The following is a 13,543-nucleotide window of genomic DNA, read 5'->3' as shown; positions in this document are numbered from 1 at the left end:
ATGATGAAAAACAGTGAACTGGAACGCCTGATTAACGAAAAACTTAACACCGCCTCGTTTAGCGACTACGGCCCGAATGGCTTGCAGGTAGAGGGACGCGACACGGTGCAAAAAATCATCACCGGCGTGACGGCAAGCCAGGCGCTGCTGGATGAGGCGGTGCGTCAGGAAGCCGATGCAGTGATCGTCCATCACGGTTACTTCTGGAAAAACGAATCGCCGATTATTCGCGGCATGAAGCGCAACCGCCTCAAAACGCTGCTGGCGAATGACATCAACCTGTACGGGTACCACCTGCCGCTCGACGCGCATCCTGAACTGGGTAATAACGTCCAGCTTGCGCAGCTGTTGGGGATTACCGTGATGGGGGAAATTGAACCCCTGATGCCGTGGGGCGAGCTGTCGATGCCGGTACCGGGGCTGGAGCTGGCCTCGTGGATCGAAGCGCGCCTGGGGCGTCGTCCGCTGTGGTGCGGCGACACCGGGCCGGACACCGTGAAGCGCGTGGCATGGTGCACCGGCGGCGGTCAGGGCTTTATTGACAGTGCGGCACGCTTCGGTGTCGATGCGTTCATTACCGGCGAAGTCTCCGAGCAGACCATTCATTCCGCACGTGAACAAGGCCTGCATTTTTACGCGGCAGGCCATCATGCCACCGAGCGTGGCGGCATCCGCGCCCTCAGCGAGTGGCTGACGGAAAATACCGATCTGGATGTGACGTTTATTGATATCCCTAATCCGGCCTGATGAGAGGTAGTTAAGTGCAGCGAGCGCGTTGTTATCTTCTGGGTGAAACCGCGGTAGTTCTGGAGCTTGAGCCTCCGGTGACGCTTGCCACGCAAAAGCGTATCTGGCGGCTTGCTCAGCGACTGCCCGAGCTACCCGGCGTGGTTGAAGCTATTCCGGGTATGAATAATATCACCGTGGTGCTACGCGATCCGCACACCGGGGCGCTGGATGCCATTGAGCGTCTGCAACGCTGGTGGGAGGAGAGCGAGGCGCTGGAGCCGGAATCGCGGGCGATTGAGATCCCGGTTGTCTATGGCGGCAAAGGTGGCCCTGACCTTGGCGTGGTGGCCGAACACTGTGGATTAACGGAAAAGCAGGTCGTCGAGCTGCACAGCTCAGTCGACTATGTTGTCTGGTTTTTAGGTTTCCAGCCGGGCTTCCCCTATCTTGGCGGGTTAGCGCCCCAGCTGCAAACCCCGCGCCGGGCTGAGCCGCGCCTGAGCGTACCGGCAGGCAGCGTGGCGATTGGTGGCGAACAAACGGGAATTTACCCGCTCGCTTCGCCGGGCGGCTGGCAGCTTATCGGGCACACGTCCACGCCGTTATTCGAACCCGGCCATGATGCGCCCATACTCCTGCGTCCGGGGGATACCCTGCGCTTTATCCCGCAGAAGGAGGGGGTATGTTAACGCTTATTCGTGCAGGGCTTTACACCTCGGTACAGGATGCCGGCCGTTTTGGCCTGCGTCAGTCCGGCGTGAGCTACTGCGGCGCGCTCGATCGTCCTTCGCTGGAGATTGCCAACCTGCTGGTAGGCAACCCAGGCAGCACGGCGGCGTTAGAAATTACGCTGGGCCAGTGCGTTATTGAGTTTGGTGAGGAAACCTGGTTTGCCTTAACCGGCGCGGGTTGTGACGCAACGCTGGACGGCAAAGCGGTGTGGACAGGCTGGCGATTGCGGGCGAAAGCCGGGCAGCGTCTGACGCTTAAGCGTCCTCTGCACGGCGTGCGCAGCTATCTTGCCGTGGCGGGGGGCATCGACGTGCCGGAGGTGTTGGGCTCATCCAGCACCGACCAGAAAGCGGGAATGGGCGGTCATGAAGGACGGCTGCTGCGCGACGGCGATCGTCTGGCGATTAAGTCCTCAGCGCGCCATTTCACCACCACGCAGGGCGTAAAGCAGCTGCTGTGGGGAAACGTGATCCGCGCCTTGCCGGGACCGGAATATCAGGAGTTTGATGAAGCCTCAAAAGAGTCTTTCTGGCGCTCGCCGTGGAAGATTAGCCCGCAGAGTAACCGTATGGGTTATCGGCTTCAGGGGCAACCGCTGACCCGCACGACTGACCGGGAGCTGCTGTCTCACGGGCTGCTGCCGGGGGTGATCCAGGTGCCGGGCAACGGGCAGCCCATCGTACTGATGAACGACGCGCAAACCACCGGCGGCTATCCGCGTATTGCCTGCATTATCGAAGCGGATCGCTACCATCTGGCGCAAATCCCTCTCGGCCAGCCGATTCATTTTGTGCAGTGTACGCTGGAAGAGGCGCTGAAGGCCCGGCAGGATCGGCAGCGCTATCTCGAACAGCTGGCGTGGAGGCTCGATGGTAAAGATTGATTTAAACGCCGATCTGGGGGAGGGCAGCAGCGCCGATGCGGAACTGATGACCCTGGTCTCCTCGGTCAACATCGCCTGCGGTTTTCACGCGGGCGATGCGCAGACCATGCTGGAAAGCGTACGCAATGCTATGAAAAACGGCGTGGCGATTGGCGCTCACCCGAGCTTCCCGGACCGGGAGAACTTTGGCCGCACGGCGATGGATCTCCCGCCGGAGACGGTCTACGCTCAGGTGCTCTACCAGATCGGCGCGCTGGAGGCGATAGTGCGCGCTGAGCATGGCGTGCTGCGTCACGTCAAGCCGCACGGCATGCTCTATAACCAGGCGGCGAAAGATCCGGCGCTGGCGGAGGCGATAGCCCGCGCGGTGCGGGACTGCAATCCGCAGCTGATTCTGGTGGGTCTGGCGGGTAGCGAGCTTATTCGTGCCGGAGAACGGCTGGGGCTGACGACGCGGCAGGAAGTCTTTGCCGATCGGGGATACATGCCGGACGGCAGCCTGGTGCCGCGCACGCAGGCCGGTGCGCTGATTACCGATGAAAATAAAGCGCTGGCGCAGACGCTGGAGATGGTGCGCGCCGGGCGGGTGAACGCCGTGGATGGAACATCTGCAAATGTTCAGGCCGATACGGTGTGTTTACACGGCGACGGGGAGCATGCGCTTTTGTTCGCGCGACGCCTGCGGGCGGCGTTCTCTGAAGAGGGCATTCTCGTCAGCGCAGATTGATGATAAAAGGACAATAACATGCCTGAAGGTCCGGAGATCCGCCGCGCGGCGGATAGCCTAGAGGCGGCGATAAAGGGCAAACCGCTGACCGATGTCTGGTTTGCCTTTCCTCAACTGAAACCGTTTGAAACAGCGCTGGTGGGACAGACGGTGACCCACATTGAAACGCGCGGCAAAGCGTTGCTCACTCACTTTTCCCATAACCTGACGTTATATAGCCATAATCAGCTTTACGGCGTCTGGCGCGTGGTGGAGGCGGACGAGCAGCCGCAAACGACGCGCGTGCTGCGCGTCCGGTTACAAACGGCGGACAGGGCGATCCTGCTCTACAGCGCCTCTGATATCGAAATGTTAACGCCGGAGCAGCTGCTGACGCATCCGTTCTTACAGCGCGTCGGACCGGACGTGCTGGATATGCGCCTGACGGCGAGCGATGTTCAAGCCCGGCTATTGTCTCCCCAGTTCCGCAACCGGCAGTTTTCCGGGCTGTTGCTCGATCAGGCGTTTCTTGCCGGGCTGGGAAACTACCTGCGGGTGGAGATCCTCTGGGAAGTGGGGCTGGCGCCACAGCGCAAGGCGTCGCAGCTGAGCGATGAAAAGCTGGAGGCGCTGTCGCACGCGCTGCTGGACATTCCGCGGCTGTCGTACAACACGCGCGGCCTGGTGGATGAGAACAAACATCACGGGGCGCTGTTCCGCTTTAAGGTGTTTCATCGGGCGGGGAAAAAGTGCGAGCGGTGCGGCGGAGTGATTGAGAAGGCTACGATCTCTTTCAGACCGTTTTACTGGTGTCCCCGGTGCCAGATGTAAAAAAGCCGGGTGGCGGAGGTAAAAGCAAAACGGCAACGAAAGTTGCCGTTTTTAATGTTTTCACCCTCTCCCTGTGGGAGAGGGCCGGGGTGAGGGCATCAGGCCGCACCCAACGTTTTTTAGCGCTTCAGGTCAGACTTAAAATCACGCTTCTCGTAGCCGGTGTACAGCTGACGAGGACGGGCGATTTTCATGCCTTCGCTGTGCATTTCGTTCCAGTGCGCAATCCAGCCCACGGTACGCGCCATGGCGAAGATCACGGTGAACATGGAAGACGGAATGCCCATCGCTTTCAGAATAATGCCAGAGTAGAAATCGACGTTCGGGTAGAGTTTCTTCTCGATGAAGTACGGGTCGTTCAGCGCGATGTGTTCCAGCTCCATCGCCACTTCCAGCAGATCGTCTTTGGTGCCCAGCTCTTTCAGCACTTCGTGGCAGGTCTCACGCATAACGGTTGCGCGCGGGTCGTAGTTTTTGTAAACACGGTGACCGAAGCCCATCAGGCGGAAGGAGTCATTCTTGTCTTTCGCACGACGTACGAACTCTGGAATGTGCTCCACGGTGCTGATCTCTTCCAGCATCTTCAGTGCCGCTTCGTTCGCGCCGCCGTGCGCCGGTCCCCACAGGGAGGCGATGCCCGCAGCGATACAGGCGAACGGGTTCGCGCCTGAAGAGCCTGCGGTACGAACGGTAGACGTTGACGCGTTCTGCTCGTGGTCAGCGTGCAGGATCAGAATACGGTCCATCGCGCGTTCCAGCACCGGATTCACTTCATACTCTTCGCACGGTGTGGAGAACATCATGCGCAGGAAGTTGCCGGCGTAGGAGAGGTCGTTACGCGGATACACAAACGGCTGGCCGATGGAGTATTTGTAACACATCGCCGCCATGGTCGGCATTTTGGAGAGCAGACGGAACGCCGCGATATCACGATGACGCGGGTTATTCACGTCCAGAGAATCGTGGTAGAACGCCGCCAGCGCACCGGTGATACCGCACATGACCGCCATCGGGTGAGAGTCACGACGGAACGCATGGAACAGACGGGTAATCTGCTCATGGATCATGGTGTGACGGGTCACGGTGGTTTTGAATTCATCGTACTGCGCCTGCGTCGGTTTTTCGCCGTTCAGCAGGATGTAGCACACTTCCAGATAGTTGGATTCGGTGGCTAACTGATCGATGGGGAAGCCGCGATGGAGCAGGATACCTTCGTCACCGTCAATGTAGGTGATTTTGGATTCGCAAGATGCGGTGGAGGTGAATCCAGGGTCAAAGGTGAATACCCCTTTGGAACCCAGCGTACGGATATCAATAACATCCTGACCGAGCGTGCCTTTTAGCACATCCAGTTCAATAGCATCATCACCATTTAGGGTGAGTTTTGCCTTTGTATCAGCCATTTACGGTCTCCTTAGCGCCTTATGCTTAAGACTGCTTTTCACCGGATTTGCCTTCAGCTGTTAATCATCGTTACCAGATTGTTATTTGGCTTACCGCTCAGCTCACGAGGAGAAACCAGGGTACAGAGCTATGGCGCCTTGCAGGTAAACGAATGAAATATCAGTGAAACAACAGCAAATCAGCGTTTTGCAGTCCGAATTATTCAAACCTGTATATCACTAATAACTGTCCTGATAACTTCGGTCAATACCATCACACTGTTACATAACTATTTGTCAGGTGAAAGAGAGACCTCATAACTTTTGCGCATTATATGCCTTTTCTGATGACGTTTGTAACAATATTGTTTAACATTTGTCAAATCAGATGATTAAAATTTAAAAAGATGTTGTTATCGTGACCCCGATCACTGTTCCAGAGAAAACCCAACAAACTGTATGTAGGTTAATTGTAATGATTTTGTGAACGGCCTATACTGCCGCCAGGTCTCCGGAACACCCTGCAATCCCGAGCCACCCAGCGTTGTAACGTGTCGTTTTAGCATTTGGAAGCAATGTTTTGCATGACGCGCAGTTATAGAAAAGGAACGCTGTCTGACCCGCATCGCAGTCCGGAGGAAGGAAACAATAAGAACAGCATGTGGGCGTTATTCATGATAAGAAATGTGAAAAAACAAAGACCTGTCAATCTGGATCTGAAAACGATCCGATTCCCTGTAACAGCAATAGCGTCCATTCTGCACCGCGTTTCTGGTGTGATTACGTTTGTGGCGGTCGGTATTTTGTTGTGGTTACTGGGAACCAGCCTCTCCTCTCCTGAAGGATTCCTCCAGGCCTCGGCCATCATGAACAGCTTCTTCGTGAAATTTATCATGTGGGGCATCCTGACCGCGCTGGCCTATCACGTTGTTGGCGGCGTACGCCATATGCTGATGGACTTTGGCTATCTGGAAGAGACGTTCGAGGCCGGTAAACGTACCGCGAACATTTCATTTGTGATCACTGTCGTGCTTTCACTTCTCGCAGGAGTTCTCGTATGGTAAGCAACGCCTCCGCATTAGGACGCAACGGCGTACATGACTTCATTCTGGTCCGCGCTACCGCCATCGTCCTCACGCTTTACATCATCTATATGATCGGTTTCTTCGCGACCAGCGGGACGCTGACGTGGGAAATCTGGAGTGGTTTCTTCGGATCGGCCTTCACCAAAGTGTTCACCCTGCTGGCCCTGTTCTCCATCCTTATTCATGCCTGGATCGGCATGTGGCAGGTGTTGACCGATTACGTTAAACCGCTGGCGATTCGCCTTCCTCTGCAACTGATTATTGTTGTTGCTCTGCTGGTTTACGTCATTTATGGATTTGTTGTGGTGTGGGGTGTGTAATGAAACTGCCAGTCAGAGAATTTGATGCTGTTGTGATTGGTGCGGGTGGCGCAGGTATGCGCGCCGCACTGCAAATTTCCCAGAGCGGCCAGACCTGTGCGCTGCTCTCTAAAGTATTCCCGACCCGTTCCCACACTGTGTCTGCGCAGGGCGGTATCACCGTAGCGCTGGGTAACTCCCATGAAGATAACTGGGAATGGCACATGTACGACACGGTAAAAGGTTCCGATTACATCGGCGACCAGGATGCCATCGAATATATGTGTAAAACCGGCCCGGAAGCGATTCTGGAGCTGGACCATATGGGTCTACCGTTCTCCCGTCTGGAAAACGGTACCATCTATCAGCGTCCGTTTGGCGGCCAGTCGAAAAACTTCGGCGGCGAGCAGGCGGCACGCACCGCGGCAGCGGCTGACCGTACCGGTCACGCGCTGCTGCACACGCTGTATCAGCAGAACCTGAAAAAACATACCACCATCTTCTCCGAGTGGTATGCGCTGGATCTGGTGAAAAACGCCGATGGCGCCGTGGTGGGGTGTACCGCACTGTGCATCGAAACCGGTGAAGTGGTTTACTTCAAAGCCCGCGCGACCGTGCTGGCGACCGGCGGCGCAGGCCGTATCTATCAGTCCACTACCAATGCCCATATCAACACCGGTGACGGCGTTGGGATGGCAATCCGCGCTGGCGTGCCGGTGCAGGACATGGAGATGTGGCAGTTCCACCCAACCGGTATTGCTGGCGCGGGCGTACTGGTCACCGAAGGCTGCCGCGGTGAAGGTGGCTACCTGCTGAACAAACACGGCGAGCGCTTCATGGAGCGTTATGCGCCAAACGCAAAAGACCTGGCGGGTCGCGACGTGGTGGCGCGTTCCATCATGATCGAAATCCGTGAAGGCCGTGGCTGTGACGGCCCATGGGGTCCACACGCGAAGCTGAAGCTCGACCATCTGGGTAAAGAGGTGCTGGAATCCCGTCTGCCGGGCATCCTGGAGCTGTCCCGCACCTTCGCCCACGTCGATCCGGTGAAAGAGCCAATTCCGGTTATCCCAACCTGCCACTACATGATGGGCGGTATCCCGACCAAAGTGACCGGTCAGGCGCTGACCGTGAACGAGCAGGGCGAAGACGTGGTCATTCCGGGCCTGTTCGCGGTAGGCGAAATTGCCTGCGTATCCGTTCACGGCGCAAACCGTCTGGGCGGCAACTCCCTGCTGGACCTGGTGGTATTTGGTCGTGCGGTGGGTCTACATCTTCAGGAGTCCATCGCCGAGCAGGGCGCGCTGCGTGATGCAACCGACGACGAAATCGACGCCTCTCTCGAACGCCTCAACCGCTGGAACGGCAACCGTAACGGCGAAGATCCGGTGGAAATCCGTAAAGCGTTGCAGGAATGTATGCAGCACAACTTCTCGGTATTCCGTGAAGGTGACGCAATGGCTAAAGGGCTTGAGCAACTGAAAGCGATTCGCGAGCGTCTGAAGAATGCCCGTCTGGACGACACCTCCAGCGAGTTTAACACCCAGCGCGTCGAATGCCTGGAGCTGGATAACCTGATGGAAACCGCATTCGCAACCGCCATGTCGGCAAACTTCCGTACCGAAAGCCGTGGCGCGCATAGCCGCTTCGACTTCCCGGATCGTGATGACGAAAACTGGCTGTGCCATTCCCTGTATCTGCCAGAGTCGGAAACCATGACGCGCCGTAGCGTTAACATGGAACCGAAACTGCGTCCGGCGTTCCCGCCGAAGATTCGTACTTACTAATGCGGAGACAGGATAATGAAACTCGAATTCTCAGTTTATCGTTATAACCCGGATGTAGACGATGCTCCGCGTATGCAGGATTACACCCTCGAAGCGGAAGAAGGTCGTGACATGATGCTGCTGGATGCGTTAATCCAGCTGAAAGAAAAAGATCCAACGCTGTCGTTCCGCCGCTCCTGCCGTGAAGGGGTATGTGGCTCTGACGGTGTGAACATGAACGGCAAAAACGGGCTGGCCTGCATCACGCCAATTTCAGCGCTAAACCGTCCTGGCCAGAAAATTGTTATCCGTCCTCTGCCTGGCCTGCCGGTCGTGCGTGATTTGGTGGTGGACATGGGACAATTCTATGCACAATATGAGAAGATTAAGCCTTACTTATTGAATAATGGGCAAAATCCACCCGCTCGTGAGCATTTACAGTCACCTGAGCAGCGTGAAAAACTCGATGGATTGTATGAGTGTATTCTCTGTGCATGTTGTTCAACGTCGTGTCCGTCATTCTGGTGGAACCCGGACAAATTTATCGGCCCTGCGGGTCTGCTGGCTGCCTACCGCTTCCTGATCGACAGCCGCGATACCGAAACCGAGAACCGTCTGGAAGGATTAAGTGACGCTTTCAGCGTATTCCGCTGCCATAGCATCATGAACTGCGTCAGTGTGTGTCCTAAGGGGCTGAACCCGACGCGCGCCATCGGCCATATTAAGTCGATGCTGTTGCAACGCAGTGCGTAAGTAGTGAGAGGGGAGCGCTGTTCCCCTCACCCTAACCCTCTCCCAAAGGGAGAGGGAATAAATTGCAGAAACCTTTAAAAACTGCCCTGAAGTTTAGACAGTTTCTAAAGGTTCCTTCGCGGGCCAAATGAAAAGAGCTCGCAGGTGAACCCCGGCACGTACACGGTGTGTACGTGGTAGTTTCTACGGCGAAAGTAAGCATAAAAATGCTTAAGGGATCACGATGCAGAACGGCGCAATGAAAGCCTGGCTGGACTCTTCTTACCTCTCTGGTTCGAACCAGAGCTGGATAGAACAGCTCTATGAAGACTTCTTAACCGATCCTGACTCAGTGGACGCAAACTGGCGTTCCATGTTCCAGCAGTTGCCTGGTACAGGGGTCAAACCGGATCAATTCCATTCAAAAACACGTGATTATTTCCGTCGTCTGGCGAAGGATGCCTCACGTTACTCTTCTGCGATTTCCGACCCTGACACCAATGCGAAGCAGGTAAAAGTCCTGCAACTTATCAACGCTTATCGCTTCCGTGGTCACCAGCATGCGAATCTCGATCCGCTGGGACTGTGGCAGCAGGAACGTGTGGCCGATCTCGATCCGGCCTATCACGATCTGACCGAGGCCGATTTCCAGGAAAGCTTTAACGTAGGTTCTTTTGCTATCGGCAAAGACACGATGAAGCTGGGCGATCTGATTGACGCGCTCAAGCAAACCTACTGCGGCTCCATCGGCGCGGAATATATGCACATTACCTCCACCGAAGAGAAACGCTGGATCCAGCAGCGTATCGAATCCGTGGCAGGCCACGCGAATTTCTCAGCAGATGAGAAAAAACGTTTCCTGAACGAACTGACCGCGGCAGAAGGCCTTGAGCGCTATCTGGGCGCGAAATTCCCGGGCGCAAAGCGCTTCTCACTGGAAGGCGGCGATGCGTTAGTCCCGATGCTGAAAGAGCTGATTCGTCATGCCGGCAAGAGCGGCACGCGCGAAGTGGTGCTGGGCATGGCGCACCGTGGTCGTCTGAACGTGCTGGTGAACGTGCTGGGTAAAAAACCGCAGGATCTGTTCGACGAGTTTGCGGGTAAACACAAAGAGCACCTCGGCACCGGTGACGTGAAGTACCACATGGGCTTCTCCTCGGATATCGAAACCGAGGGCGGTCAGGTTCATCTGGCGCTGGCGTTTAACCCGTCGCACCTGGAAATCGTCAGCCCGGTGGTTATCGGTTCCGTGCGCGCGCGTCTGGATCGTCTGGACGAGCCGAGCAGCAATAAAGTGCTGCCAATCACCATTCACGGTGATGCGGCGGTCACAGGGCAGGGCGTGGTTCAGGAAACCCTGAACATGTCGAAAGCGCGTGGTTATGAAGTGGGCGGTACCGTTCGCATCGTGATCAACAACCAGGTGGGCTTCACCACCTCTAACCCGCTGGATGCGCGTTCTACCCCGTACTGCACCGACATCGGTAAAATGGTTCAGGCACCCATTTTCCACGTTAACGCGGATGACCCGGAAGCCGTTGCTTTCGTTACCCGTCTGGCGCTGGACTTCCGTAACACCTTCAAGCGCGATGTGTTCATTGACCTCTTCTGCTACCGCCGTCACGGCCACAATGAAGCGGATGAGCCAAGTGCAACCCAGCCTCTGATGTATCAGAAAATCAAAAAACACCCGACGCCGCGTAAAATCTACGCTGACAAGCTGGAAAGCGAAAAAGTGGCGACGCTGGAAGATGCGACCGAGATGGTCAACCTCTACCGCGACGCGCTGGATGCGGGTGAATGCGTAGTGAAAGAGCTGCGTCCAATGAACATGCACTCCTTCACCTGGTCGCCGTACCTCAACCACGAGTGGGATGAGAGCTACCCGAACAAGGTCGAAATGAAGCGTTTGCAGGAGCTGGCTAAACGCATCAGCACCGTTCCGGAAGCGATCGAGATGCAGTCTCGCGTGGCCAAAATCTACGGCGACCGCCAGGCAATGGCGGCTGGCGAGAAGCTGTTCGACTGGGGCGGCGCGGAAACGCTGGCTTATGCAACGCTGGTAGACGAAGGCATTCCTGTTCGTCTGTCCGGTGAAGATGCAGGCCGCGGCACCTTCTTCCACCGTCACGCGGTGGTACACAATCAGTCTAACGGTTCAACCTATACCCCGCTTCAGCACGTACATAACGGTCAGGGCCAGTTTAAGGTCTGGGACTCCGTACTGTCAGAAGAAGCGGTTCTGGCCTTTGAATACGGCTATGCCACCGCAGAACCGCGCACCCTGACCATCTGGGAAGCGCAGTTCGGTGACTTCGCCAACGGCGCGCAGGTCGTTATCGACCAGTTCATCTCCTCCGGCGAGCAGAAGTGGGGCCGTATGTGCGGCCTGGTGATGCTGCTGCCGCACGGTTACGAAGGACAAGGACCGGAGCACTCCTCCGCGCGTCTGGAGCGTTACCTGCAACTCTGCGCCGAGCAGAACATGCAGGTTTGCGTGCCGTCCACCCCGGCTCAGGTCTACCACATGCTGCGTCGTCAGGCGCTGCGCGGTATGCGCCGTCCGCTGGTGGTCATGTCACCAAAATCACTGCTGCGCCATCCGCTGGCGGTCTCCAGCCTGGAAGAGCTGGCAAACGGCACCTTCCTGCCGGCCATCGGTGAGATTGACGAGCTTGATCCGCAGGCCGTTAAGCGTGTCGTAATGTGTTCTGGTAAGGTTTATTACGACCTGCTGGAACAGCGCCGTAAGAACGATCAGAAAGATGTCGCCATTGTGCGTATCGAACAGCTTTATCCGTTCCCGCATCAGGCGATGCAGGAAGTGCTGAAACAGTACGCTCACGTTCATGATTTTGTCTGGTGCCAGGAAGAGCCGCTTAACCAGGGCGCATGGTATTGCAGTCAGCATCATTTCCGTGAAGTGATTCCATTTGGGTCTGCTCTGCGTTATGCAGGTCGCCCGGCCTCCGCCTCTCCGGCGGTAGGGTATATGTCCGTTCACCAGAAGCAGCAACAAGATCTGGTCAATGACGCGCTGAACGTCGATTAATTAAAGGATACATAATGAGTAGCGTAGATATTCTTGTTCCCGACCTGCCTGAGTCCGTAGCAGATGCAACCGTCGCCACCTGGCACAAAAAACCAGGCGACGCGGTAACCCGCGACGAAGTGCTGGTAGAAATCGAAACTGACAAAGTGGTACTGGAAGTACCGGCTTCAGCGGATGGCATTCTGGATGCAGTCCTGGAAGATGAAGGTACGACCGTCACCTCTCGTCAGATCCTGGGTCGCCTGCGTGAAGGCAATAGCGCGGGCAAAGAGTCCAGCGCCAGGTCTGAAGAGAAAGCCTCTACGCCGGCCCAGCGCCAGCAGGCTTCTCTGGAAGAACAGTCTAACGACGCCCTCAGCCCGGCGATCCGTCGCCTGCTGGCTGAACACAGCCTTGACCCGGCAGCCATCAAAGGCACCGGTGTGGGCGGTCGTCTGACGCGTGAAGACATCGACAAGCATCTGGCTAAAGCGCCTTCTGAGGCGAAAGCCGAAGCCAAAGCGCCTGCGGCAGCGCCAGCGGCACAGCCTCAGCTTGGGGCACGTAGCGAAAAACGCGTGCCGATGACCCGTCTGCGCAAGCGCGTGGCCGAGCGTCTGCTGGAAGCGAAAAACTCCACCGCGATGCTGACCACCTTCAACGAAGTCAACATGAAACCTATCATGGACCTGCGCAAGCAGTACGGTGACGCGTTTGAAAAACGTCACGGTATCCGTCTGGGCTTCATGTCCTTCTACGTGAAGGCGGTGGTTGAAGCGCTGAAACGCTACCCGGAAGTGAACGCGTCTATTGACGGCGATGACGTGGTTTACCACAACTACTTCGACGTCAGCATGGCGGTTTCTACCCCGCGCGGCCTGGTAACGCCAGTTCTGCGTGATGTGGATACCCTGGGCATGGCTGACATCGAGAAGAAAATCAAAGAGCTGGCCGTGAAAGGCCGCGACGGCAAGCTGACCGTAGAAGACCTGACCGGCGGTAACTTCACCATTACCAACGGCGGTGTATTCGGCTCGCTGATGTCTACCCCGATCATCAACCCGCCGCAGAGCGCGATCCTGGGTATGCACGCCATTAAAGATCGCCCGATGGCGGTAGACGGTAAAGTGGAGATCCTGCCGATGATGTACCTGGCACTCTCTTACGATCACCGCCTGATCGATGGCCGCGAGTCCGTGGGCTTCCTGGTCGCGATTAAAGAGCTGCTGGAAGATCCAACGCGTCTGCTGCTGGACGTCTAGTAACTATTTAGCATCACCTGCCCTGTAGGCCGGATAAGCGTAGCGCTATCCGGCGCACAGACCGCGCCGGTCTACAGGTTTGAAGATAACGATTACCCTGAAGGA

12 protein-coding genes are annotated in these 13,543 nt (G+C 56.6%); 11 read left to right on the top strand and 1 reads right to left on the bottom strand.

Annotation, left to right across the window (positions count from 1 at the left end; all coding sequences use genetic code 11):
• Positions 1 to 3: 3 nt before the first annotated feature.
• Genes A3466_RS03105 through nei form a run of 5 tightly spaced genes read left to right on the top strand, consistent with a single transcriptional unit; the run spans position 4 to position 3,881 of the window.
• Complete coding sequence (locus tag A3466_RS03105; RefSeq protein WP_063449467.1) at positions 4 to 747, top strand: type 2 GTP cyclohydrolase I; 744 nt, start codon at positions 4 to 6, stop codon at positions 745 to 747.
• Between the two features lie 14 nt (positions 748 to 761).
• On the top strand, positions 762 to 1,418 hold the full coding sequence (gene pxpB / locus A3466_RS03100; protein WP_063449348.1) for a 5-oxoprolinase subunit PxpB: 657 nt from the start codon (positions 762 to 764) through the stop codon (positions 1,416 to 1,418).
• Positions 1,412 to 2,344 carry a 5-oxoprolinase subunit PxpC gene (gene pxpC / locus A3466_RS03095; protein ID WP_063449347.1) on the top strand — a complete coding sequence of 311 codons (933 nt, stop codon included), beginning with the start codon at positions 1,412 to 1,414 and terminating at the stop codon, positions 2,342 to 2,344. The genes pxpB and pxpC overlap by 7 nt, the downstream gene beginning before the upstream one ends.
• The gene (pxpA, locus tag A3466_RS03090; RefSeq protein WP_063449346.1) at positions 2,331 to 3,071 is read left to right on the top strand and encodes a 5-oxoprolinase subunit PxpA; all 741 of its coding nucleotides are present in this window, start codon (positions 2,331 to 2,333) and stop codon (positions 3,069 to 3,071) included. Before pxpC ends, pxpA begins: the two co-directional genes overlap by 14 nt.
• Positions 3,072 to 3,089: 18 nt before the next feature.
• The gene (nei, locus tag A3466_RS03085) at positions 3,090 to 3,881 is read left to right on the top strand and encodes an endonuclease VIII (RefSeq protein WP_063449345.1); all 792 of its coding nucleotides are present in this window, start codon (positions 3,090 to 3,092) and stop codon (positions 3,879 to 3,881) included.
• 119 nt (positions 3,882 to 4,000) lie between these two features.
• Here nei and A3466_RS03080 read toward each other — a convergent pair whose 3' ends face one another.
• Positions 4,001 to 5,284, bottom strand: coding sequence for a citrate synthase (locus A3466_RS03080; protein WP_063449344.1), 1,284 nt, complete (start codon positions 5,282 to 5,284; stop codon positions 4,001 to 4,003).
• A 638-nt stretch (positions 5,285 to 5,922) separates the two neighbouring features.
• Between A3466_RS03080 and sdhC the strand changes: the two genes are divergently transcribed.
• From sdhC to odhB, 6 genes are all read left to right on the top strand, one after another.
• Positions 5,923 to 6,327, top strand: a complete 405-nt coding sequence (gene sdhC / locus A3466_RS03075; protein ID WP_026080740.1) for a succinate dehydrogenase cytochrome b556 subunit — start codon at positions 5,923 to 5,925, stop codon at positions 6,325 to 6,327.
• The gene (sdhD, locus tag A3466_RS03070) at positions 6,321 to 6,668 is read left to right on the top strand and encodes a succinate dehydrogenase membrane anchor subunit (protein WP_003858621.1); all 348 of its coding nucleotides are present in this window, start codon (positions 6,321 to 6,323) and stop codon (positions 6,666 to 6,668) included. The genes sdhC and sdhD overlap by 7 nt, the downstream gene beginning before the upstream one ends.
• On the top strand, positions 6,668 to 8,434 hold the full coding sequence (gene sdhA / locus A3466_RS03065) for a succinate dehydrogenase flavoprotein subunit (protein ID WP_063449343.1): 1,767 nt from the start codon (positions 6,668 to 6,670) through the stop codon (positions 8,432 to 8,434). The genes sdhD and sdhA overlap by 1 nt, the downstream gene beginning before the upstream one ends.
• A gap of 15 nt (positions 8,435 to 8,449) precedes the next feature.
• Positions 8,450 to 9,166, top strand: a complete 717-nt coding sequence (sdhB, locus tag A3466_RS03060; protein ID WP_003858617.1) for a succinate dehydrogenase iron-sulfur subunit SdhB — start codon at positions 8,450 to 8,452, stop codon at positions 9,164 to 9,166.
• A gap of 223 nt (positions 9,167 to 9,389) precedes the next feature.
• Positions 9,390 to 12,197 (top strand): 2-oxoglutarate dehydrogenase E1 component, encoded by a 2,808-nt coding sequence (sucA, locus tag A3466_RS03055; protein ID WP_063449342.1) that lies wholly within the window; start codon positions 9,390 to 9,392, stop codon positions 12,195 to 12,197.
• A 14-nt stretch (positions 12,198 to 12,211) separates the two neighbouring features.
• The gene (gene odhB, locus A3466_RS03050) at positions 12,212 to 13,438 is read left to right on the top strand and encodes a 2-oxoglutarate dehydrogenase complex dihydrolipoyllysine-residue succinyltransferase (protein WP_063449341.1); all 1,227 of its coding nucleotides are present in this window, start codon (positions 12,212 to 12,214) and stop codon (positions 13,436 to 13,438) included.
• Positions 13,439 to 13,543: the final 105 nt, after the last annotated feature.

Origin of the sequence: Enterobacter genomosp. S (assembly GCF_001631805.1) — a bacterium.
In the GTDB taxonomy this organism is placed as follows: domain Bacteria; phylum Pseudomonadota; class Gammaproteobacteria; order Enterobacterales; family Enterobacteriaceae; genus Enterobacter; species Enterobacter quasihormaechei.
The sequence above is the reverse complement of the archived record's forward strand: the minus strand, read 5'-3'. Positions and strand labels throughout refer to the sequence as shown.